Source organism: Pseudooceanicola lipolyticus (genome assembly GCF_002786325.1).
Lineage (GTDB): Bacteria > Pseudomonadota > Alphaproteobacteria > Rhodobacterales > Rhodobacteraceae > Pseudooceanicola_C > Pseudooceanicola_C lipolyticus.
The window spans coordinates 16,445-39,708 of sequence record NZ_PGTB01000006.1 but is presented as its reverse complement, the minus strand read 5'-3'; the positions used below and the strand labels follow the sequence as shown (position 1 = coordinate 39,708).

The window sequence follows — 23,264 nt, the reverse complement described above, 5'->3', positions numbered from 1 at the left end:
GGCAGGGGGAGGAACCATGCGGCTCGGCATCAATCTGCTGTGCGCTTCCGGTCATGTCGGGCCGGAACAGTTTTCGCTGTTTGAGCTGGCGGAGGAGGCGGGGTTCGATCATATCGAACTGCCCATGCTGTCAGGAGGTCCGCAGGACTATGCCCGCGCCGCCGCGCGTCTGGACAAGGTCGGCCTAAGCCGGGGGTGCACGGCGATCACCCATCCGGACGCGGATCCGACCAGTGCTGATCCTGCCATTCGCGAGGCCGGGCGCGCGCATCTCGCCTGGATTCTGGACTGTGCCGAGGCGCTGGGGGCGGAGACCGTGGGCGGCCCTTTCCACGCGCCTATCGGGGAATTCAGCTGGGCCGGTCCGACCGAGGAGGAGTTGGCCCGCGGCGCAGAGGCGCATCACCAGATGGCGGAAGAGGCACAGCGCCGCGGCATGTTGCTTGCGCTGGAACCGCTGAACCGCTTCGAGACCCATTTCCTGAACACGGCCGAACAGGCACGCGCCTATGTGGAACGGGTCGATCATCCGGCCTTCGGTATCATGTACGACACCTTTCATGCGCATATCGAGGAAAAGGACCAACTGGCCGCGATCGCGCATCTGGGGGAGGCGATCCACGTACTGCATGTGTCGGAGAACGACCGCGGCGTGCCGGGAACCGGGCAGGTGGATTTTCCGGCGATCCTGCACGCGGTGAAGGCCACCGGGTTCGACGGGCCCGTTGTGGTCGAGGCCTTCGGGTCGGGTCTGCCCGATCTGGCCGCGGCGACCCGTGTTTGGCGGCCGCTCTTCCCGGATCTCGAGACGCTGTTTCGCGACGGTGCGCAGGCCATTCGCTCCGCCATGGAGCCGGCATGAGCAGCGCGATCATTGAATTGAGGGGCATCGAGAAAAGCTTTCCCGGTGTGCGCGCCCTCAAGACGGTGGATTTTATTTGCCGAACCGGCGAAGTGCATGCGCTGGTGGGCGAGAACGGCGCCGGAAAATCGACGCTGATGAAAATCCTCTCGGGTGTCTATCACGCGGATGCCGGCGAGATCCTCATGGGCGGGACTCCCAGCCGCTTTGCCACGCCGCTGGAGGCGCTGAACGCCGGCATCTGTGTCATTCACCAGGAATTGTCGCTGCTGCCCGACCGCTCGGTCGCGGAAAACATCTTTCTGGGGCGCGAGCCTGAGCGGCATGGGTTCCTCGATCGGCGCAGGATGGCCGCCGATACCGAGCGGGCGCTGCGGATTTTCGGCGAAATGCGCCGCTTCGGGCCTGACACGCGGGTGGGGGATCTGGCGATCTCGGAACAGCAGATGGTGGAAATCGCCAAGGCGCTGTCCCGCGCGGCCAAGGTCATCGTGATGGACGAGCCCACGGCCGCGCTGAACGACGCGGAATGCGCCATCCTCTTCGACCTGATCGACCGGTTGCGCGACGAGGGCCACGCCATCGTCTACATCAGCCACCGCATGCCCGAGATCCAGCGGCTGGCCGACCGGGTCACGGTGCTCAAGGACGGCGCGGTGACGGCGAGCTTCGATCACGTGCCGGCGGCCGACCGGATCGTGAATGCCATGGTGGGTCGGGACATCGAGCAATTCTACCCCGAGGCGGGCGAGCGGCGCGGCCCGGTGCGCCTGACGGTGCGGGGCGGCGGGAACGACCGGCTGCATGACATCGACCTCGACTTGCATGGCGGCGAAATCGTCGGGCTGGCGGGGGTGCAGGGGGCGGGGCGCGCCGCCCTGGCGATGGCGCTGTTCGGCGCAGAGCCGTTCCAGCAAGGCGAAGTGACGATCGATGGCACGGCGTTGCGGATGACCCGTCCGCGTGACGCGATCCAGGCGGGGATCGGATTGCTGCCGGGGGACCGGAAATCCGAAGGCCTGGCCTTGACCCAGTCGGTGCTCGACAACGGAATGCTGGGGCCGCGCGCCTTTTCGTCATTGGCCGGCCGGCCGGAACGGACCCCGCATGGCGATACCGCCGCGATGTCCCGGCGGTTCGACGCGCTGGATCTGCGCGCCGCGCATTACGGCATTCCCATCGGCGCGCTGTCGGGCGGCAACCAGCAGAAAGCCATCGTCGCGCGCTGGATGGCGCTGGCGCCACGGGTGTTCCTGTTCGTCGAGCCGACCCGTGGCATCGACGTGAACACCAAGGCCGCAATCTATGCCGAGATGCGCCGGATCGCCGACGAAGGCGCCGCGGTGCTGGTGGTGTCATCGGACCTGCCCGAGGTGCTGGGTCTTTCGGACCGGATTCTGGTGATGCAGGAAGGTCGGATCGTGGCCGAATTCGACCGGTCCGCGACCGAGGCGGCGGTGATGCGGGCCGCGACGCACGGGGCCCATGCGCAGGAAAGGGTCGCCTGATGCCGCGCCTGCGCCTGACCACCCTTGTCCCGCTTCTGCTGCTTGCGACGGCGCTGGCGGTCTATGCCGGTGTCGCCGTCGGGACCGGTCAGATGCAATATCTCAGCTTTGACAACATCCTGACCATCCTCGGGCGTTCCATCGCGCTGGGGATCACCGCCGTCGGGCAGACCTTCGCAATCCTGGTTGCCTCGATCGATCTGTCGGTGGCGAACCTGATTTCGGTTTCCGCGGTCCTGGCATCCTTTGTCATGGATGGCGACCCGTCGCGGATGTTGCCCGCCATCGCGCTGGTGCTGACCGTCGGAGTTCTGATCGGGCTGGTGAACGGGCTGGTCATAGCCAAGTTGCAGGTGAACCCGCTGATCGCCACGCTGGGCATGGCGTTGATCCTGCAGGGGCTGCTGTCGGCATCATTCAACAATTTTGCCGGCGCGGTGCCCGAGTCGTTCCAGAGCTTTGCCTATGGCACGGTTGCAGGACTGCCGGTCAGCTTGGTGTTTCTGCTGGCGCTGACCGTGCTCGCCTGGGTTTTCCTGCGCTTTACCCGGCCGGGGTCGAATTTCTACGCGGTGGGCGGGAATGAAGCCGCTGCCAAGCTTGCCGGCATTGCGACGGACCGGGTCAAGATCATGGCGCATGTCCTGTGTTCGACCTGCGCGGCGATCGCCGGCCTCTATCTGGCCAGCCGCCTGCGTTCCGGGGCACCCTGGATCGGCCGGGATGGTGTCTATGACCTGGAATCCATCGCTGTCGTGGTGATCGGGGGCACCGTGCTTGCGGGGGGGCGCGGCGGTGTCTGGGGCACACTTATGGGGGTGATGATCTTTTCGCTGATTGATGCCACTTTCAATCTCGCCGGTATCGACGCCTTTGCGAAACAGATCTTGCGCGGCGTCATAATTATCGCCGCCGTCGCCTTTTACGTGGCACGCAGCAAAAGGATCACGGCATGACCGACAAAGCCATCGATCCCGCGCGGCGCAACCGGCCCGGTCCCGGCGCTCTTTTGGGACGCGTCAATCCCGCGGTCTGGTTGCTGGCCGTGCTGCTGATCGCCATCGTCATCCTGTCGCCCGCCTTTCTGCAGCCGTTCGGCTATATGAATTTCCTGAAACGCGCGGCGCCAATCGCGATCCTGGCCGCCGGGCAGGTCTTCGTGCTGACCTCCGGAGGTTTCGATCTGAGCCAGGGCGCGCTGGTGACGCTGACGGTGATCGGCAGTTCGATCCTGTTGGGCGGCAACGCAGAGGCGGTCTGGCTGGTGATCCCGGCCATGCTGGCTGCCGGGGTTGTTGTGGGCGTGATCAACGGCGTGGTGGTGTCCTATCTGAAGGTGCCATCGATCATCGCCACCCTGGGCATGATGATTTCACTCGGCGGCATCGCTCTGACCTGGTCCGGCGGTGCGCCGCGCGGCTATCTGCCCGACAGCTATCGCTTTTTCGGGCGCTATATTCTCAAGGATGTCCCGCTGGTCACCATCCTGCCGATCGCGGTGATCGTTATGGTCATCATCTGTGCGCTGCTTTGGTGGGCGATGCATCGCACCAACTATGGCAAACTGTTGCACTCGGTTGGTGACAATCCGCGCGCCGCGCTTCTGGCCGGTGTGCCGGTGGCGCGGGTTCGGATCGCCGCCTTTGTCCTGTCATCGGTATCCGCGGTGATCGCAGGAATACTGCTGGGCGGGTTTGCGGGGGTCTCGACCGATGTCGGCCTCGGGCTGGAATTGCAATCGATCACCGCGGCGGTGTTGGGCGGCGCCCGCCTGCTGGGGGGATATGGCACGGTCGGCGGCGCCTTCACCGGGGCACTGGTTTTGCAGGCGCTGTTCACCTTGCTCAATTTCCTGGGCCTGCCGAAACCGCTGCGCGACGTGGTGCAGGGCCTGATCCTGATCACAGCTGTCGCCCTGGCCGCGTTTCGGCGGCGGCGCCACGGGATTGAATGAATACGACCCGCTTTTTGAGGAGGAGAAAGCCAATGGGAATTTTCAGAACGACAACCAGCGCAGTCGCGGTAATGGCCATGCTGGCCCTGCCGGCCGTGGCGCAAAACTTCGACGATCCCGAGGAGTTCGCCCGGCAGCAAGAGTTGCTGAACTCCGAACCGAACGGGCCAGAGCAGGAACCCTGGATGCAGTATTTCGGCGAGGAGATGGTGGATACCAGCGCCCATGCCGTTGATGGAGCCGGCACGGTCTGCTTTTCGAACGCCGGGGTCAACAACCCCTGGCGGGTGGTCGGCTGGACCACCATGCAGGCCGAGGTCGAGCGCCATCCGGACAAGATTGCCGATTTCATCGTCACCGACGCGGAAGGTTCGGATGACAAGCAGATCGCCGATATCGACGACTTGCTGGCAGGTGGGCAGTGCAATGTCCTGATCGTCTCGCCCAACACCACGGCGGCGCTGACACCCGCGGTGGAAAGGGCCTGCGAGCAGGTGCCGGTGATCGTCTTTGACCGCGGCGTGAACACCGATTGCCCGGTGACTTTCATCAAGCCGGTGGGCGGCTATGGTTTCGGGATCCAATCCGCCGAGTTCATCGCCGAAAACGCGCCGGAGAATGGCAAGGTTCTGATGCTGCGCATCCTGCCCGGTGTCGATGTTCTGGAAACCCGTCATTCCGCGGCGCGCCGGATCCTGGAAGAAGCAGGTTTGGAGATTGTCGGCGCCGAGTTCACCGATGGGGATCGTGCGAAGACAAAGTCGATCGTCGAAGATTACATCCAGCGCGAAGGGCAGCTTGACGCGGTTTGGATGGATGCAGGTGCCACTTCGGTTGCCGCGATCGAGGCCTTCGAGGATATGGGCATGCCGGTGCCCATCGTCACTGGCGAGGACCAGCAGGATTTCCTGCAGAAATGGCAGGAGTTGGGCATGAACACCATCGCGCCCACCTATCCCACCTATCAGTGGCGCAGCCCGATCATCGCCGCCGTCAAGATCATGAACGGCGAAGAGATCCCGGGCCCGTCCTGGAACCTGCCGCAACCCGCGATCACCAACGAGAACCTGTCCGAATACGTCAACCCGGACATGCCGCCGCTGCACTATGCCATGTGCGGTTGCGAGGGGATGGAGAACTATCCCGAGCGCTGGGGTGGCAAATAGGGCCTGAGACACGGCAGGTGCCCCGCCGCTAAAGGGCGGGGCGCATTTAACTCTGGGTGACCGCAGGGCTGCCATGTGCGGCTGGGGTCACATATTGGGTTCGCGGACCAAGCGCAGGATTGCTGGCGGCTTGGCCAGGGTCATCTTCGCGACAATGATGCTGTCATCATCCTAGAGGCGCCGGATGGCGGTCACCCCACGCGGTGGCAGTTGCCCGGATCCGGCGCCGGGGCGTTCTGGTGTCCGCGCCGGTTGTTTGCCTTCATCCCCGGAGAGCGTCCCACTGCCTGCCATGCCTTGGGGCAGAAACAGTTTTTAACCCGATGCAGGGGCGCCAAATCAGTGGTGGTCACATGGTTGCTTTGCTCGGTGCGTCCGGACAAGGCTGGCCCTGTCAGGGGCATCTAAAAATTAGATGAAGCCTCCCAATCTTTGCGTTTCCGGCCCTCGCACCGTTCGGATACCCACTAGGAAATGTCCGAGTAGGCAGGGAGGAGGCCACTCATGACGACAGCGGTTTTGCGCGTCGAGCGGTTGTGCAAGTCCTTTGGTGGCGTGCACGCGATCAGGGATCTCACCTTTGAAGTGCAGCCCGGAGAGGTGATGGGGCTGATCGGTCCCAACGGGTCCGGCAAGTCGACAACGGTGAATTCCCTTGCCGGGCTATTCCCGGTGACATCCGGTGAGATCCTGCTGGCCGGTGCGCATATCCAGCACCTGCCGGAACCCGAACGGGTGGAACTGGGCCTGGCACGCACCTTTCAGACCGCCAGCGTGTTTCCGGAGTTCACGGTGCGGCAGCAGATCACGCTGGGCTGCGAACCAACGCTCAAATCTCCGCCGCTGTCCTCGATTTTCGGCATTGGCCGGCACCAGGGCGAGGTCGAAGCGATCGAGGCCCGCGTGCAGGATCTGCTCGAGGTCACCGGGCTCGCCGCCGTTGCCGATGATGCGGTCGGCACCATTTCCTCGGCGCAGCAGCGCTTCCTGATGATTGCCACGGCGCTGGCGTCGGAACCGAAGATCGTTCTGCTTGACGAACCGGCGGCAGGACTTGTCTCGCACGAGCGCAAGACGCTGAGCGAGTTGATCAAATCCATCCGCGACCGGGGGATCGCCGTGCTGGTGATTGAACACCACATGGCCCTGATCATGGAGGTCTGCGACCGCATCGTCGTGCTCAATTTCGGCTCCAAGATCGCCGATGGCACACCGGCCGAGATCCGGAGCAGCCAGGCGGTGATCGACGCCTATCTGGGGGAATCCGTCTGATGCTGGAAGTACGCGGTTTGCGGGTCAGCTATGGCCCGATCGAGGTGGTGCATGGCATCGATTTGGATGTCAAGGAAGGCGAATGCGTGGCGTTGATCGGCGCCAACGGGGCCGGCAAGTCTTCGACGCTGAAGGCGATCTGTGGGTTGATCAAGGCGCGGGACGGGTCGATCCGCTTCGACGGACAGGACATCACCAACCAGGCGGGCCATGCCATCGTTCGGGCGGGGATCACCATGTGCCCCGAAGGCCGGCAGGTGTTCCCGCAGATGAACGTGGTGAAGAACCTGCGCATGGGCGCCTATGCCCGTACCGACGATGCCCAGGCCAGCGACCTCGAAGAGATGATGGACATGTTCCCGATCCTGCGACAGCGGGCCGGTCAGGCAGCGGGCACGCTGTCGGGCGGGGAACAGGAGATGCTGGCAATCGGCCGGGCGCTGATGGCGCGGCCAAAGCTCTGCATCTTTGATGAACCGTCGCTGGGCCTGGCGCCCAAGATCGTTGCCGAGGTCGGCGAGACCATCGAGCGGGTCAAGGGGATGGGTAAGACAATTCTGCTGGTGGAACAGAACTCGCTGATGGCGCTCCGGCTGGCCGACCGCGCCTATCTGTTCGAGGCCGGCGAAATCGTACTGGAGGGCACCGGGGAGGAGCTGCAATCCCACCCCGAGGTCGCCAAGGCCTACCTGGGCCACTGAAGCGGGCGGGACTTGGGAAAGCCCGTCGCGCGAATTCAACGGAGGAGGAAACCGACATGAGTCTCGGTACATTCAAGTTCACTACTGCCCTCGTGGCACTGGCCCTGGGCGCGACCGCGTCCCTGGCCAAGGACCGAACGCTGGACATCGGCGTCACCGATGCCCTGACCGGTGGTGCAGCCGTTTACGGACTGCCGCAGGCCAATGCGGTGCAGATGGCCGCCGAGGAGATCAACGCCGCCGGCGGCATCAAGGTGGGCGACGACGTCTACAAGCTCAACGTCATCGCCTATGACGACAAGGCCAATCCGACAGAAGCGTCGAATGCTGTGCGCAAGCTGATCGACCGCGACGGGGTCAAGTACATCCTTGGTTTCTGCTGTTCGGGTGCAACCGGGGCCGTCGCCTCGTTCATCTCGAACGAAGATGCGGTGATGCTGGTGGGCAACGCGGCCGAACGCTCGATCACCACGCAGGGAATCGAAAACCTGGTGCGGACGCGGCCGCCAGCGGACTATACCGGTGCGGCTGCCGGCAAGTTCGTGGCCGGCAAGGGCCACAAGCGGGTGGCCGTGCTGGGCGCGCTCGAAGTCGGGTTCTATGCCAGCTATGTCGACGCCTTCGAGGCGGAGCTGAACGCCGCCGGTGGCGAGATCATCACCAAGGAGCTTTTTGCGCTCAAGGACCGGGACATGACGCCCCAGTTGACCAAGATCCGCGGCATGGAGCCGGATGCGATCCTGGTGGTGGGCTATGTGGAACCGGCGGCCTTCGTATATCGCCAGGCGGTCGAGCTTGGCATCGACGTGCCGCGCTATGGGTTCACCAGCGGCAGCGAGGAACAGTTCCTGCGGGTTGCCACCTCGGAGCAGATGGAAGGTGTCTGGGACCTGCGCCCCACCGAACTTACCCTGTTGTCAGCAACCGAAAACGGCATCGCCTACCACGAGAACTATTCCGAGAAATTCGGCATCTCGCCCTCGCCAAGTTCGCCCTATGCCTATGACCAGACCTATGCGCTGAAAGATGCGCTGGAAGCCGCCGGAACGGTCGAGGACACCGAGGCCGTGGCCGCCGCACTGCGCGACCTGCCGGTGCCGGACGAAGTGGTGATGCAGTATCTGCCGGTCGACGGCAAGATGTTCGACAGCAACGGCCAGGCCTACACCTCGAACGGCGCCTTCCAGTGGCAGGACGGGCACTGGGTCTTTGTCGAGGATCTGCCGTCGGACGCCGCGGCCTACTCGGAATTCCTGAGCACGCTTGACTGAAGATGCGGCGCGGGTCGCCCGGTGGCGACCCGCCCGCTTTCGTAATCCGGCCCGCATGACGGCGGCCCTTCCGCCGATCGCCCGGTCTGTGCGCAACGAAAGCCTTAGAGATGATCGAAATCTTCCAGCAAATCGTTAACGGGGTCGCGATCGGAGGGGTCTATGTCCTGATCGCTCTGGGCCTGACCACCGTTTTCGGCATCCTGGGCATTGCCCATTTCGCACATGGATCGGTGTCCATGTTCGGCGGTTACCTGACCTACTTCCTGGTCGCATCGCAGGGGGTTCCGCTGTTCGGAGCCATCGCCATCGCCGTGATCACGGGCTTTGCCCTCGGCGTGGTGATCGAATTCCTGGCGTATCGGCCCGTGCGAAACGCCAACCATATCAACGCCTTCATCGTCGCCCTGGGCCTGACCATGATGGTCGAGGGCATCAACCTGCAGTTCTTCGGTGCCGAGCAAGTTGTGATTCCGACCAGCGCCAGCCGGGTCTTCAACATCGGCGGCGTGACGATCCCGGAACTGCGGCTCTATGTGATCCTGTCAGCTGCGATCCTGGTCGCTGCGATGGCCATCTTCGTCGAACGCACCAAGGCGGGGCAGGCGATCCGCGCGCTGGCCGAGAACCGCGATGCGGCGATCCTGATGGGGGTCAACGTCAACACCATCCCGTTGATTGTCTTCGGCATCTCGACGGCGCTCGGTGTAACGGCCGGTGTCATGGTGGGCTCGCTTTTCGCCATTGCGCCGGGCATCGGCGAGGGACTCGTCGTCAAGGGGTTTGCCGTGCTGATCCTGGGCGGGCTGGGCTCCTTCCCGGGTGCCATCATTGGCGGCGTCGTCCTGGGGATCACGGAATCGCTGGCCGCCGGGTTCATTTCGTCCGCCTACAAGGATGTCATCGCCTTTGTGGTGATGATCGCCGTGCTTCTGGTGCGCCCGCAGGGGCTGATGGGGAAAACGTCGTGAGCAAGTCTTCCAACTATATTTTCTATGCCGTGGCGCTGGCCTTCTTCATCGCGCTACCGCAGCTGATAACGGTCAAGTATTACCTGCATCTCAGCATTCTCGCGCTGGTTTGGGTGATCATGGCGCAGGGTCAGAACCTGATCCAGGGCTACACCGGCTATGTCTCGATCGTGCAGGCCGGGTTCATGGGGATTGGTGCCTATACCACCGCGCTCCTTGGGCTGAACTTTGATCTGCCGGTCTGGCTGACCATCCTGCTTGCGCCGCTGGTCACCGCCGTCTTCGCGCTGGCCACCGGATATCCGAGCCTGCGGGTCAAGGGCCACTACTTTGCCATCGTGACGCTGGCCTTCAACATGGTGATCTTCATCGTGCTGATGAACTTCTCGCATCTGACCAATGGCGAGGCCGGTCTTATGGGCATACCCAAGCCCGGCGGCGAAGGCGGGCTGATCGATTTCAGCGATCGGATGGTCTATTACTACTTCGTCCTGGCCGTCGCCGTGCTGATGGTCATCGTCGCCGCCCGCATCGTGCATTCGCGCATCGGCCAGATCCTCGTGGCGATCCGCCAAAACGAGGACCTCGTGGGCGCCATCGGCATTCCCACCTGGAAATACAAGCTCTTTGCCTTTGTCGTCAGCGCCATGTTCGCGGGCCTGGCCGGCGCGATCTATGCCCATTACCAAAGCTTCATCAATCCCGAGATCTTTGGGGTCGCCCAGTCGCTTGATGCCATCTTGGCGGTCATCATGGGCGGATCGGGAACGATCACTGGGCCGGTTATCGGCGCTTTCATCGTGGTCTTTCTGCCGGAATACCTTCGCTTTGCCGACAGCTTCCGGCTGATCATCTACGGGCTGGTGCTGGTGCTGGCGACGATCTTCATGCCGCGCGGGATCGTCGGTGTGGTGTCCGACCTCTGGGCAAAAGTCGCCGGGCGGGGCCGCGCATAATGTCGGGGTTGGCGCAGACCGATTGGCTAAGCCAGGTCGCGGCCTTCGCCACCCACCAGGTTGCCCCGGTTGCGGGCGCCTGGGGGCCGGCGGACCGGCCGGGGCGGGACCTGCTGCCCCCGGCTGCCCTGCTGGGCCTGACCGGGATCGAGCTGCCGGTGGCCGAGGGCGGGCTGGGCTTGCCCTTCGGGGCCAAGGCGAGGGCCTGCGAGGTGCTGGCAGCGGCGGATTTCGGTTTTGCCATGTCGGTGGTCAACACCCACAACGTGGCGGCCAAGCTGGCGTTGTGCGCTGCCTCTGAGGTGAAGGCCCGCTGGCTTCCCGACCTGCTGGACGGGCGCATCAGTGCCTGCACCGCCCTGACCGAACCCGGTGCCGGATCCGATTTCGCGGCGATCCGGATGACGGCGCGGCGCGATGGCGGCGACTGGATCCTCGATGGCGAAAAGACCTGGATCACCAATGCGCGTCATGCCGGCCTTGCCATCGTTTACGCCCAATGCGGCGAACTCGGTGACCGGGACGGTATCGGGGCCTTCGTGGTGGACCTGAAAGCCCCGGGCGCCGAGCGCTTCGCCCGGGAATCGGCCTTTTCGCAGGTTGGCACCGGGACGGGCGGCTTCCGGCTGAACCGGTATCGGCTGGACGAGTCGAACCTGCTGCTTGAGCCGGGGACGGCGTTTCGGTCGATCTTGTCCGAGATCAACGGCGCCCGGGTCTATGTTGCGGCGATGTGCTGTGGGATGGTGCAGGCGGCCTTGGAGGCCGCAACCGAATACGGTGCGGAACGGCAGAGCTTTGGCCGCCCGTTGGCCGGCCATCAGGCCTGGCGGTTGGATCTGGCGCGCTGCGCCACGCAGCTGGCGGCAGCGCGCGCGTTGGTGGCGCAGGCGATCGCGGCCATCGAAACCGACAGCGAGGCCCAGCTGCTGTCAGCACAGGCCAAGATCCATGCGGTGGATGTCGCCCAGGCGCAGCTGCCGGTGCTGCTTCATGCGATGGGCGCCGAGGGCCTGGCGCCCGAACGTCCGTTTGCCCGTCACCTTGCCGCCGCCCAGATCGCGGCGCTGACAGATGGCTCGACGGAAATGCTTCTCGAACGTGTCGCGCAGCTGACCCGGGCCGGGACGGTGCGCGCAACCCAATCAAACAGGCGGTGACCCATGCGTGTATTCCAGATTGAAGGCAACTGGAGCTTTGACAACCTGAAGCTGGCCGAACGACCGGAGCCCGAGCCGGGACCAGGGCAGGTGGTTGTCAGGATGAAGATGGCCGCGCTGAATGCACGGGATCTGATTGTACCCCTGCGGGGCTATGGCCGTGCCACGGGCGAGTTGCCCCTGATACCGGTCTCCGACGGCGTCGGCGAGGTGGTGGCAACCGGTTCCGGCGTGACCCGCGTGGCGATCGGCGACCGCGTCTGCCCGACCTATTTCCAGAACTGGACGGCGGGCGATCCCAGCCCCGACCGGTTTGCTTCGGCCCTGGGCGGGCCGCTGGACGGGGTGATGGCTGACCTGGTCTGCCTGTCGCAGGAAGGTGTTGTCCGAATTCCCGACTATCTGACCGATGCCGAGGCCGCGACGCTGCCTTGCGCGGCTCTGACCGCCTGGAGCGCCATTGCCACCCAAGGCAACACCCGCGCCGGCGATCGCATCCTGATCCAGGGCACTGGCGGCGTCGCGCTGTTCGCCCTGGCCTTCGCCAAGATTCACGGTGCCCATGTCACCGTCATTTCCTCCAGCGATGACAAGCTGGCCATGGTCCGCGGCATGGGCGCGGACGAGGTCATCAATTATCGCGAAACCGAGGATTGGGCGCGCGCCAGCCGGCAGATCACCGCGGATCGTGGCGGTTTCGACAACATTATCGAACTGGGGGGCGAAGCGACCCTGCCGCTGTCGCTGAGGGCGATCCGGCCGGGCGGCACGATTTCGATGATCGGGGTGTTGTCGGGGCTGAACCTGAATGCTTCGCTTGGGCCCATCGTTGCGCGGCAGGTGCGCCTGCAGGGCGTGACCGTCGGCCATCGCGACGGGTTCGAGGCGATGCTGGCCGCCATGCAGCAGCATGAAATCCACCCGGTCCTCGGCGAAACCTTCGCCTTCGAAGATCTGCTCCCCGCGCTCGATCATCTCAAGACTGGCGGACATATCGGCAAGACACTTATCGGATTCTGACCATGCTCAGCGAAACGCAACGCTATCACACGCGGTATCATGCCGAACGTGACCCAAACCGCTTGGCCTACCGGATGTGCGCCACCGGCGAAGAGGTGACCTTTGGCCAGCTCGAGGCCCGCGCCAACCAGGGCGCGCAGCTGTTCCGGAAGGCGGGGCTGCGGGCGGGCGATCACATCGTCATCCTCATGGACAACCGGCGCGAGTTCCTCGAAACCTGCTTTGCCGCCGACCGCGCGGGGCTGTATTACACCACCGTCAGCACGCATTTCACCTTCGAGGAAATCCACTACATCATCGGCGATTGCGGGGCGCAGGTGGTGATCGGGTCGGACCGGTTCGCGGAAACGCTTGCCCGGTTGCGCGCCGACCTGCCGCCGGAAATCACCGTTTACGCGGTCGGCGGTTCGGTGCCGGGCTGCGACAGCTGGCAGGACGCCCTGGCCGCTCAGCCCGAAACGCCCATCGTCGACGAGATCCAGGGCCTCGACATGCTGTACTCCTCCGGCACCACCGGCCGGCCCAAGGGGATCAAATGGCCGCTGACAGGAGAACCGGCGGGCAGCCGGTCGATGCTGATCGACCTGCTGGCCGGGCTGTTCGGCTACGATGCCGACACGCGTTACCTATGTCCGGCACCGCTCTATCATGCCGCCCCACTGCGGCATTCGATGGTCACGATCCGCATGGGCGGTGCGGCGTTCATCATGGACAGGTTCGATGCCATGGGCGCCTTGCGCCTGATCGAAGAGCATCGGATCACCCACAGCCAATGGGTGCCCACCATGTTCGTGCGCCTGCTCAAGCTGCCGCAGGCCGAGCGCGAGGCGTTCGACCTGTCGTCGATGACCATGGCGCTGCACGCTGCCGCCCCCTGTCCCGTCGATGTCAAGCATCAGATGATCGATTGGTGGGGGCCGATCATCCATGAATATTACGCCGGGACCGAAAACAACGGGTTCACCGCGCTGAACACGGCGGAATGGCTGACCCATGTGGGCTCGGTCGGCCAGGCCAAGCTGGGCGTGATTCACGTATGCGACGAGTCCGGGGCGGAACTTCCCGTGGGCGCCGAGGGCGAGATCTATTTCGAGAACGGTCACCAGTTCGAATATCACAACGATCCCGACAAGACCGCGCGCAGCCGCAATGCCATGGGCTGGACGACGCTGGGCGATATCGGGCGGCTGGATGACGAGGGCTATCTGTATCTGACCGACCGCAAGTCCTTCGTCATCATCTCGGGCGGGGTGAACATCTACCCGCAGGAGACCGAGGACGTGCTGCTGTCGCATCCGGCGGTCGAGGATGCGGCGGTGATCGGCGTGCCCAACGAGGAGTTCGGCGAGGAGGTGAAAGCGGTGGTGCAGCTGATGCCGGGCACCGCGCCCACGCCGGAACTGGCGGAGCAGATGGTGGCCTTCTGCCGGAGCAGGCTGTCGGCGATCAAGTGCCCGCGCAGCGTCGATTTCCGCGACAAGCTGCCACGCGAGGCCACCGGCAAGCTCTATAAGCGGCGGCTGCGGGACGAATACCGGGCCGCGGCGCAGAAACCGGCCGGGCAAGGCTGAGCGACCGGCGCGGCCGATCTTCTGCTCTTTCGAAACGGAGGCTCGAGATGATCCATCAAGTCCATTCCGGCCGGGACGGGCCTGTCGATCTCTTCGTCATTGGCGGCGGGATCAACGGCTGCGGCATCGCCAGGGACGCGGCGGGCCGGGGCCTTTCGGTGACCCTGGCCGAGAAGGGCGATCTGGCGGGGGCGACCTCCTCGGCCTCGACCAAGCTGTTCCACGGCGGCCTGCGCTACCTGGAATTCTTCGAATTCCGGCTGGTGCGCGAGGCCCTGCGCGAACGCGAGGTGCTGCTGCGGGCGATGCCGCATATCAGCCGGCCGATGCGCTTCGTGCTGCCCTGTCATCCCGAGATGCGCTTCGAGAGCGACACACCGACCTCGCGGCTGCTGGCGGCGATCATGCCGTGGATGCGGGGACGGCGGCCGGCCTGGCTGATCCGGCTGGGGCTGTTTCTCTATGACCATATGGGCGGGCGGCAGATCCTGCCGGGGACCGAACGGGTGGACCTGGCGCGGGATCCGGCAGGCCTGCCGCTGTCCGACGAATTCCGGGCCGCCTATGTCTATTCGGATTGCTGGGTTGATGACGCGCGGCTGGTCTCGCTGAACGCCCGCGATGCGCAAGAGCGCGGGGCGACGATCCTGACGGGCGCCCGGGTCGAGCGGGCCGAGCGCGGCGACGGCTGCTGGCATGTCGTGGTCCGGGATGTGGAAACCGGCGCCGTGAGTCACCACCGGGCCCGCATGCTGGTCAACGCGGCCGGGCCCTGGGTGGGAGAGGTCATCCGGGACGTGACCCATAGCGAAAGCCCGGCCGCCATACGGCTGGTGCGGGGCAGCCATATCGTGACCAATAGGCTGTTCGCCCATGACAAAGCCTATTTCCTGCAGGGCACCGACGGGCGGATCATCTTCGCGATCCCCTACGAGGAGGATTTTACCCTGATCGGCACCACCGATGCCGATCACGCCGATCCCGATACACCGCCGGTCTGCACCGAGGCGGAGCAGGAATATCTCTGCGCCTTCGCCGCGCGCTATTTCAAGGTGCCGGTGCGACCGGAGGATATCCTCTGGAGCTATTCCGGCGTGCGCCCGCTCTACAATGACGGGGCGGGTTCGGCCACGGCGGCGACGCGGGACTACGTCCTGAAGCTGGACGTCGCGGACGGGTTGCCGGCGCTGAACGTGTTCGGCGGCAAGATCACCACCTATCGCAAGCTGGCCGAAGCGGCGATGGCCAAGCTAGCGCCCTATTGCGCGGCGGCCAAAGGCCCGTGGACGGCAGGCGCCGCGTTGCCGGGCGGCGATTTTGCCGTGGCAGAGGTGGACCGGATGACGGCGGATTTGCGCCGCGATTACCCGTTCCTGGATGCCGCCTGGGCCCGGCGCCTGTTCCGCGCCTATGGCACCGAGGCGCGGGTGCTGCTGGGGCAGGCGCGCAGCGCCGCCGAGCTGGGCCGGGACTTTGGCGCCACGCTGAGCGAGCGCGAGGTCCGCTGGCTGATGGAACGGGAATTCGCACGCCGGGCCGAGGATGTCGCCTGGCGCCGCAGCAAGCTGGGGCTGCGGATGAGCGCCGAACAGATGGCCGCTCTGGACAGCTGGATGCAGGGTGCGGCCGGGGCCTCGGTTGCCGATCGGACGGGAGCCGCCGGATGACCTATGTTCTCGCCATCGACCAGGGCACCACCTCGACCCGCGCAATCCTGTTTGACGGGCAGATGCAGCCCGTGGCCTCGGCGCAGGAAGAATTCGCGCAGCATTACCCGGCCTCCGGCTGGGTCGAACACGAGCCGGACGACCTGTGGCAGACGATGCTGCGCACCGCGCGGACGGCGATCGCCAGGGCGGGTCTCAGGCCGGCCGAGATTGCCGCCCTCGGCATCACCAACCAGCGTGAGACCACCTTGGTCTGGGACCGCGCGACCGGCCGGCCGATCCATCGCGCCATCGTCTGGCAGGACCGCCGCACCGCCGACCTGTGCGAGGCGCTGAAGGGCCGGGGCTTCGAGGACATGGTGAGCGCGCGCACCGGGTTGTTGCTGGACCCCTATTTTTCGGGGACCAAGCTGGCCTGGCTGCTGGATCACGTCGAGGGCGCCCGGGCTCGGGCGCGCGCCGGTGAGTTGCTGTTCGGTACCGTCGATACCTGGCTGATCTGGAACCTCACCGGCGGCGCGGTCCATGCCACCGATGCAACCAATGCCGCGCGCACGCTGCTTTATGACATCCACGAGGGCCGGTGGTCGGAACCGATCTGCGAGATGCTGGGTATTCCGATGGCGATGTTGCCGACAGTGCGCGACAGCGCCGGCGACTTCGGCGTTGCGCGGCGCGATATTCTGGGTGCCGAGATCCCGATCCTGGGCGTGGCCGGCGACCAGCAGGCGGCCACGATCGGGCAGGCCTGTTTCCTGCCCGGCATGCTGAAATCGACCTATGGCACCGGCTGCTTTGCCCTCCTCAACACCGGAGCGACACCGGTTCGGTCGCGCAACCGGCTGCTGACGACGATTGCCTATCAGCTGGACGGCCGGCCCTGCTATGCGCTGGAAGGATCGATCTTCATCGCCGGTGCGGCGGTGCAATGGCTGCGCGACGGCCTTGGCGTTCTCGACAGCGCGGCCCAGAGCCAGCCGCTTGCGGAGCGTGCGGACGCGCAACAGGAGGTTGTGCTGGTGCCCGCCTTCACGGGGCTCGGCGCGCCGTACTGGCAGCCACAATGCCGGGGGGCGGTGTTCGGGCTGACCCGCAACACGGGTCCGGCGGAACTGGCCCGCGCCGCGCTGGAAAGCGTTGGCCTGCAGACACGGGACCTGCTGGAAGCAATGCACGCCGATTGGAGCCCCGCTGGCGATGACAGCGTGCTGCGCGTCGATGGGGGCCTCTCGGCCAACGACTGGGCCATGCAGTTCCTGTCCGACATCCTCGCAACCCGGGTCGACAGGCCGAAGATCCGGGAAACCACGGCGCTTGGCGCGGCATGGCTGGCCGGGATGAAGGCCGATCTCTATCCCGATATGCAGGGCTTTGCCGAACGCTGGGCACTGGACCGCGCCTTCGAGCCGGAAATGGCGGCGCAGGAAAGAAGCCGCAGATATGCCGGCTGGAAGCAGGCGGTACAGGCGACGCTGGCAATGGCCGATCCGTCCTGACCACCGCCTCGGGTGATCTGGTCACGCTGCGCCGGAGCCCAAGGCGGACCTGTGGGGGTCATGTTCGTCGCACTGGCGAAAGAACCATTCCAGGAACACCTGCGACGAATGGGACAGCGGCGTGTCTCTGGGCACGAGCAGGTGATAGGCGAAAGACGTGTCGAAATCGCGGCCGAACACATCCACCAGCACGCCGTCGTTGATTTCTCGGGTGACCAGCCATTTGGCAAACAGCGATACGCCCAGGCCATTGATTGTCGAACTGAGCTGGAAGTGCCGGTCTTCCAGCATCATCTGCGACTGAGCCCGCGACAGCGTCAGGCCATTGTTCGAGCACCATTCCTGCCACATGTTCTCGTCGTCGACATGCAGCAGGGTGCAACGGGCCAGGTCCGCAGGTTCCCGGATGCAATGTTCGGCCAGGTAATCCGGGTTGCAGACCACTACCATCTTCTCGGGCCACAGCCGCTTGGTCTCGAACCGTTTCCAACCCCCTCTGCCCCATTGGATTCCGAGATCGGCAAAGCCCTCGGGGTGATCGAGGTCGGCATAGGAATTGTTGTGGGTCTGCGCCGAGAGCTGGAGGCTCGGGTAGCGTTCCCAGAAATCGCCTAACCGGGATGACAGCCAGCGGCTGGCGAACATCGGCAGCAACGCGACCCTGACCGAGTCGACCATATCCCCGACCTTGGCCAGACCGGTCTGGATCAAGGTGAGCCCGCGTTCGGCATAGGAGGCAAGCACCGTACCTTCCTCGGTCAGGATCAGCCCGGTCGGTGTCCGCTCGAACAGGGGCACGCCGACTTCGTCTTCAAGCTTCTTGATGTGGTAGCTGACAGAACTCTGGCTGGTATTCAGGAACGCGGCAGCGCGGGTTGCATTGCCGAAACTGGCCACCGCGAGGAAGACCTGTACGGATTTGATGTTCTTGAGCTGTTCCAAATGCGGCCCTCGTGCATCCGCTGGCTTCAGGAGCCGATGCGCGGCAGTGTATCCCCGGTCGCCTGCCGGGTGGACCACCCGGTGCCAAGGCGCCCGATTTCTTCGGCAAGATCCGCGCAGAGCAGTTGCATCTGCACCGGATCGGTCCGGCGTTGCGCCTGGATCTTCAGCCCGAAGATGTAGGTCTGGATGCGTTGAGCCAGCCGAGAGGGATCGGCGTCGGGAGGCAGTTCTCCCCGGTCGCGCGCCCGCTGGAAGACCGTGGCCAACTGGTCTTCGACACGGGCCAGATGTTCGAGCACGACGGCGCGCAACTCCGTTTCCTGGGGAATCTCCAGCAGAGACTTGACCAGCATGCAGGCCGTCGAGGGGCGATCGCACGGGTCGAGCTCCGCCAGTCTTTCCAGATGGGCCTGCAAGGCGGCAAGCGGGGAGGGGGCGGAGGCGACCAATTGCCCAAGCTCATCCGCGATGCGATGGGAATACCGCTCCAGCGTGGCGCGGAACAGGGCTTCCTTGCTCTGGAACGCCGCATAGATCGATCCGGGTCGCATTTTCAACGCGTCCTCAAGATCTTTCAGCGAAGTCGCCTGGTACCCCTTGACCCAGAACAGGGTCATGGCGGCGTCCAGTGCGGCATCCCGATCATATGAAGCTGTGCGTGCCATGGCAGGAATATACCCATCCTGACGCCGGGCAGAAGAGGACGGCGTGCATTTTTCTTGAGCGGTTACTCAGAAAATACTTGAGCAGTTGCTCAACAATGGCTAGCAGCAGATTGGAAGATACCGAAAGCCGGCCGTGATGCCAGTTGGGTTCAGGGCCGTAAGCAACGAGTCATTATTCGAGGAGTCCAGAACATGGCGCAGTACATCCCACCGAAAGTCTGGACTTGGGACGCCGAAAACGGCGGCAACTGGGCCAACATAAACCGCCCGATTTCCGGCGCGACGCATGACGCGGAATTGCCCGTGGGGCGGCATCCGATCCAGCTTTATTCGATGGGCACGCCGAACGGGCAGAAGGTGACCATCATGCTCGAAGAGCTGCTGGCCATCGGAGAGAGCGGTGCCGAATACGACGCGCATCTGATCCGCATCGGCAAAGGAGATCAGTTCTCGTCGGGCTTCGTTGCCCTGAACCCGAATTCCAAGATCCCGGTCATGTTCGATCGCGACACCGGCAGCCGCGTTTTCGAAAGCGGGGCGATCCTGCTTTATCTGGCGGAGAAGTTCGGCGCCTTCCTTCCCGATGATCCGGCGCAACGGACCGAGGTGATGAACTGGGTTTTCTGGCTGCAGGGCTCGGCACCCTACCTTGGCGGCGGTTTCGGCCATTTCTATTTCTACGCGCCCGAGAAGTTCGAATACCCCATCAACCGCTTCACGATGGAAGTGAAGCGCCAGATGGACGTGCTGGATCGGACATTGGCCGAACGCCCGTACCTGGCAGGCCAGACTTATTCGATCGCGGACATGCTGACCTGGCCCTGGTACGGCAACCTTGCCCTGGGCAATGCCTACGACGCCGGAGAATTTCTGGATGTCGAAAGCTACACGCACCTGCGCCGCTGGGCGCAGAACATTCTGGCGCGGCCGGCTGTCCAGCGCGGCCGGATCGTCAATCGCACGTCCGGCCCGCTCCACGAGCAGCTGCGTGAACGCCACGACGCCTCGGATTTCGATCTGAGAACACAGGACAAGCTCGAACCTGCGAACTGATGAATTCACACCGAAACGGAGACACCATGCTGAAATTCTTCTACCACCCGACGCCGAACCCCATGAAGGTCGCGTTGTTCCTGGCCGAAACCGGAATGCCGTTCGAACTGGTCCCAGTGGACACGGCAAAGGGAGAGCAGCACACGCCCGAGTTCCGGGCCATCAATCCCAATGGCAAGGTCCCTGCCATCCTGGACGGAGATATCGCGGTTTTCGACAGCACGGCGATCCTGATCTACCTGTCGGAGAAGACCGGCCAATTCGGCGTGGCACCCGAGGAACGCGGTGCACTTCTGTCCTGGCTGATGTTTGTCGCGACCGGACTGGGCCCGTTCTCGGGTCAGTCGGTGCATTTCCACCACGTCGCCCCGGAAGACGTGCCTTATGCCAAGAACCGCTATATGCGCGAGATCGAAAGGCATTACCAGGTTCTGAACGACCATCTCAAGGGCCGTGAATTCGTGGTCGGAGATACCTATTCGATCGCGGACATGTCGGTCTGGGGTTGGGCCATCCGAGGCGAGCGTGTTCTCGGCGGTGACGGTCTGGCGCGTTTTCCCGAGGTCGCGCGCTGGTTCGAGAAGATCAATGCGCGTCCCGCCGTGGAAAAGGCGCACAAGATCGCCGAAGGCAAAACGTTCAAGACCCCCGGCGACGAAGCCTCGATGCGGGCGCTTTATCCCAGCAACTTCGCGCCGGCCTGATCTTCGGACTGCTGGCGCCGCCGATCCCCGTCGGCGCCAGAAACAGGGTTCCGTTGCCCTGGTGATGTGAAAAGCATCAAAGCGCCGCGCTCCGGCCGAGGGGCAGGAGCGCGGTTGCACCTATCCCTTGGCGGACCCGATGGTGCCGGCGGAAAAATACGACTGCATGGCCTTGTGCTCGCTTCCGACCGCGATGATCCGCGCGCCGCGACCGAACCAGCCTGCACATTCCGAGATGTCGGACACGAACATCATGGGAGCGACATTGTTGCGCATGCAGGCCTGAAAGGTCTCTTCCGTCGCGCTTTCGATGACTGGCGCGTTCAAAGGCAGCCCCTGGGAAACGGCCAGGTCCGCGCGCCCGACGAAACATGCATCCACGCCGGATGTCTGCGCGATTGCCGAGGCGTTTGCGACACCTTCCGCGCTTTCAATCTGTACCACGACCACCACGTCGTTTGCGCGCTCGATCAGGTCCGAAGCGGGGATTGTGCCGAAGCCGCCGGCGCGTGTGGTTCCGGCAAACCCGCGCCCACCCGGCCCATAGCGGGTTGCCTGAACGATAGCTTTGGCCTCGGCGGCGGTGTCGACCTGCGGCACGACGATGCCGGCTGCACCCATGTCGAGAACCTGTAATATCGCGGCCGGCGTCCCTTCCACCAATCGGACCAGAACCGGCAGATCCACCGCGCGGGAGGCGAGGATACATCTGTCGAGTTCGGCGGTGGAGAAAGGCGAGTGTTCGGTGTCGATCATGACGAAATCCAAATCCGTGCCCCCCAACACCTCGATCAGGCCGTAGTGGGGTGTCTTCAGCACGGTGCCGACCAGGCGATCTCCGGCGGCGATTCTGGACTTGAGCATTGTGGTAATTTCTCCTGGTGGCCCATGTCCGGGCCGGTCGTTATCCGCGCCCGATATAGGGCATTTTTGTTGCCATGACCGTCATGAACTGCACGTTCGCCTCAAGAGGAAGACGGGCCATATGCAAGACCGCCTCTGCGGCATGGTGCACGTCCATCGTCGGTGGCGGGGCCTCGCCATTCTCGATCGAGCGCGTGATGATGCCGTCGAGCAGGTCGGTCCTGGCGTTGCCGATATCGATCTGTCCGCAGGCGATGTCAAACGGGCGGCCATCGAGGCTGATGGATTTGGTCAGCCCGGTGATGGCATGTTTGGTCGTGGTGTAGCAGGCCGACCCTTCGCGCGGGGCATGGGCCGAGATTGAACCATTGTTGATGATCCGCCCGCCTTGCGGCGCCTGGTGCCGCATGCGCGCAAAGGCGGCGCGGGCAGTGAGGAACATGCCGGTCAGGTTTACAGAAACCGATTGCTCCCAATGCTCGAGGCGGATTTCGTCCAGCGCCGCCGCCGGTGCAAAGATGCCCGCGTTGTTGAACACGGCATCAAGGTGGCCGGCGCGGTCGGCGAAATCGTTGACGGCTGCGGCGATCTCGTCCGGGCGCGTCACGTTTGCGGCCAGCACCACGGCTTTTGCATGGCCGGCGGCGACCGCTTCGAGCTTGTCCAGACTGCGGGCGAGCAGTCCGACGGTCCAGCCTTGCTCAAGGAACAGATCTGCGGTCGCCCGCCCAATGCCCGAGCTGGCCCCGGTGATCAGGATAGTGCCTGCCAATTTGTGATCCTCCCGCTGCAGGGCGTCTATTGCCTTGCCTCACGCCAGCATACTTGGCGCTGTCGGGTGATTTTCGGCAAAGACTGAACGGTTCAGCCTGATATGCGCCGGATCCCGCCAATCTTTCGGCCGATCGCGCTGGGTTTCGGCCCGCGGACCGGAGACAGGACCGCTCAGGCGATCCGCGCCGCCGTGTGCTTGACCCGTCTGATCGGGATCGAGGATTCCAGCGAGGCGACGCCCGGCAGTTTGGTCAGGCGGCGGGTGAGGAAGTGCTCGAATTCCTCGAGATCGCGCACCGCGACGCGCAGCAGGTAATCGAAACTGCCGGTCATGAGCCAGCAATCCACCACTTCCGGGCAGCGCCCGACCTCTCGCTCGAAGGCGACGAGGCGGTCATCGATCTGGCGGTCAAGCCGTACTGAAATGAACACGCTGAAGGCGAAGCCGAGTTTTGTCTCGTCAATCTCGGCGCCGTAGCCGGTGATGTAGCCCTCGGTTTCGAGCTTGCGAATACGGCGGGCGCAGGGGGAAGGGGACAGGCCGATCCGTTCGGCCAGTTCCTGGTGAGAAAGCCGCCCCTCGGCCTGAAGCTCCCGCAGAATCTTGTGGTCCAGACTATCCATGATAGGCCTCTGATGCGGCGATTTCCGCTACCATTTCCTAAATCTGCGCCTGATACCACC

General features: G+C 64.3%; 22 protein-coding genes. 17 read left to right on the top strand and 5 right to left on the bottom strand.

Annotated features, from left to right (window positions below; genetic code table 11):
• The first annotated feature begins 16 nt into the window (after positions 1-16).
• The 15 genes from CVM52_RS04105 to glpK all read left to right on the top strand — a co-directional run bounded on the left by CVM52_RS04105 (position 17) and on the right by glpK (position 17,575).
• On the top strand, positions 17-862 hold the full coding sequence (locus CVM52_RS04105; RefSeq protein WP_100161333.1) for a sugar phosphate isomerase/epimerase family protein: 846 nt from the start codon (positions 17-19) through the stop codon (positions 860-862).
• On the top strand, positions 859-2,370 hold the full coding sequence (locus CVM52_RS04100; protein WP_100161332.1) for a sugar ABC transporter ATP-binding protein: 1,512 nt from the start codon (positions 859-861) through the stop codon (positions 2,368-2,370). Before CVM52_RS04105 ends, CVM52_RS04100 begins: the two co-directional genes overlap by 4 nt.
• Positions 2,370-3,326 carry an ABC transporter permease gene (locus tag CVM52_RS04095; protein WP_100161331.1) on the top strand — a complete coding sequence of 319 codons (957 nt, stop codon included), beginning with the start codon at positions 2,370-2,372 and terminating at the stop codon, positions 3,324-3,326. Before CVM52_RS04100 ends, CVM52_RS04095 begins: the two co-directional genes overlap by 1 nt.
• Complete coding sequence (locus CVM52_RS04090) at positions 3,323-4,324, top strand: ABC transporter permease (protein WP_100161330.1); 1,002 nt, start codon at positions 3,323-3,325, stop codon at positions 4,322-4,324. The genes CVM52_RS04095 and CVM52_RS04090 overlap by 4 nt, the downstream gene beginning before the upstream one ends.
• Before the next feature lie 32 nt (positions 4,325-4,356).
• A complete protein-coding gene (locus CVM52_RS04085) occupies positions 4,357-5,490 on the top strand; it encodes an ABC transporter substrate-binding protein (RefSeq protein ID WP_205964873.1) in 1,134 nt (377 codons plus the stop codon).
• A 504-nt stretch (positions 5,491-5,994) separates the two neighbouring features.
• Positions 5,995-6,762 carry an ABC transporter ATP-binding protein gene (locus CVM52_RS04080; protein WP_100161328.1) on the top strand — a complete coding sequence of 256 codons (768 nt, stop codon included), beginning with the start codon at positions 5,995-5,997 and terminating at the stop codon, positions 6,760-6,762.
• Positions 6,762-7,463 carry an ABC transporter ATP-binding protein gene (locus CVM52_RS04075; protein ID WP_100161327.1) on the top strand — a complete coding sequence of 234 codons (702 nt, stop codon included), beginning with the start codon at positions 6,762-6,764 and terminating at the stop codon, positions 7,461-7,463. The genes CVM52_RS04080 and CVM52_RS04075 overlap by 1 nt, the downstream gene beginning before the upstream one ends.
• 56 nt (positions 7,464-7,519) lie before the next feature.
• Positions 7,520-8,734, top strand: coding sequence for an ABC transporter substrate-binding protein (locus CVM52_RS04070; RefSeq protein WP_100161326.1), 1,215 nt, complete (start codon positions 7,520-7,522; stop codon positions 8,732-8,734).
• Between the two features lie 110 nt (positions 8,735-8,844).
• A complete protein-coding gene (locus CVM52_RS04065) occupies positions 8,845-9,705 on the top strand; it encodes a branched-chain amino acid ABC transporter permease (protein ID WP_100161325.1) in 861 nt (286 codons plus the stop codon).
• Positions 9,702-10,661 (top strand): branched-chain amino acid ABC transporter permease, encoded by a 960-nt coding sequence (locus CVM52_RS04060; RefSeq protein ID WP_100161324.1) that lies wholly within the window; start codon positions 9,702-9,704, stop codon positions 10,659-10,661. Before CVM52_RS04065 ends, CVM52_RS04060 begins: the two co-directional genes overlap by 4 nt.
• On the top strand, positions 10,661-11,821 hold the full coding sequence (locus CVM52_RS04055; protein WP_240620855.1) for an acyl-CoA dehydrogenase family protein: 1,161 nt from the start codon (positions 10,661-10,663) through the stop codon (positions 11,819-11,821). Before CVM52_RS04060 ends, CVM52_RS04055 begins: the two co-directional genes overlap by 1 nt.
• 3 nt (positions 11,822-11,824) lie before the next feature.
• A complete protein-coding gene (locus CVM52_RS04050) occupies positions 11,825-12,841 on the top strand; it encodes a zinc-dependent alcohol dehydrogenase family protein (protein ID WP_100161323.1) in 1,017 nt (338 codons plus the stop codon).
• A 2-nt stretch (positions 12,842-12,843) separates the two neighbouring features.
• The gene (locus CVM52_RS04045) at positions 12,844-14,412 is read left to right on the top strand and encodes an acyl-CoA synthetase (protein ID WP_100161322.1); all 1,569 of its coding nucleotides are present in this window, start codon (positions 12,844-12,846) and stop codon (positions 14,410-14,412) included.
• A gap of 47 nt (positions 14,413-14,459) precedes the next feature.
• Entirely contained in the window at positions 14,460-16,079 is a 1,620-nt protein-coding gene (gene glpD / locus CVM52_RS04040) for a glycerol-3-phosphate dehydrogenase (RefSeq protein ID WP_100161321.1), read from the top strand.
• Positions 16,076-17,575, top strand: coding sequence for a glycerol kinase GlpK (glpK, locus tag CVM52_RS04035; protein ID WP_100161320.1), 1,500 nt, complete (start codon positions 16,076-16,078; stop codon positions 17,573-17,575). Before glpD ends, glpK begins: the two co-directional genes overlap by 4 nt.
• Positions 17,576-17,596: 21 nt before the next feature.
• On the opposite strand, the gene CVM52_RS04030 is transcribed toward glpK, so the two are convergent.
• Positions 17,597-18,517 (bottom strand): LysR family transcriptional regulator, encoded by a 921-nt coding sequence (locus CVM52_RS04030; protein WP_100161319.1) that lies wholly within the window; start codon positions 18,515-18,517, stop codon positions 17,597-17,599.
• 26 nt (positions 18,518-18,543) lie between these two features.
• On the bottom strand, positions 18,544-19,137 hold the full coding sequence (locus CVM52_RS04025) for a TetR/AcrR family transcriptional regulator (RefSeq protein ID WP_240620854.1): 594 nt from the start codon (positions 19,135-19,137) through the stop codon (positions 18,544-18,546).
• A 240-nt stretch (positions 19,138-19,377) separates the two neighbouring features.
• Between CVM52_RS04025 and yghU the strand changes: the two genes are divergently transcribed.
• Together yghU and CVM52_RS04015 are read left to right on the top strand one after the other, a co-directional pair.
• The gene (gene yghU / locus CVM52_RS04020; protein ID WP_100161317.1) at positions 19,378-20,238 is read left to right on the top strand and encodes a glutathione-dependent disulfide-bond oxidoreductase; all 861 of its coding nucleotides are present in this window, start codon (positions 19,378-19,380) and stop codon (positions 20,236-20,238) included.
• A 26-nt stretch (positions 20,239-20,264) separates the two neighbouring features.
• A complete protein-coding gene (locus CVM52_RS04015) occupies positions 20,265-20,942 on the top strand; it encodes a glutathione S-transferase family protein (protein ID WP_100161316.1) in 678 nt (225 codons plus the stop codon).
• A 120-nt stretch (positions 20,943-21,062) separates the two neighbouring features.
• Here CVM52_RS04015 and CVM52_RS04010 read toward each other — a convergent pair whose 3' ends face one another.
• The 3 genes from CVM52_RS04010 to CVM52_RS04000 all read right to left on the bottom strand — a co-directional run bounded on the left by CVM52_RS04010 (position 21,063) and on the right by CVM52_RS04000 (position 23,204).
• Positions 21,063-21,806: an HpcH/HpaI aldolase family protein gene (locus CVM52_RS04010; protein ID WP_100161315.1), complete on the bottom strand. Its 744-nt coding sequence runs from the start codon at positions 21,804-21,806 to the stop codon at positions 21,063-21,065.
• A gap of 40 nt (positions 21,807-21,846) precedes the next feature.
• Positions 21,847-22,578, bottom strand: coding sequence for an SDR family oxidoreductase (locus tag CVM52_RS04005; protein WP_100161314.1), 732 nt, complete (start codon positions 22,576-22,578; stop codon positions 21,847-21,849).
• A gap of 173 nt (positions 22,579-22,751) precedes the next feature.
• Entirely contained in the window at positions 22,752-23,204 is a 453-nt protein-coding gene (locus CVM52_RS04000) for an Lrp/AsnC family transcriptional regulator (protein ID WP_100161313.1), read from the bottom strand.
• Positions 23,205-23,264: the final 60 nt, after the last annotated feature.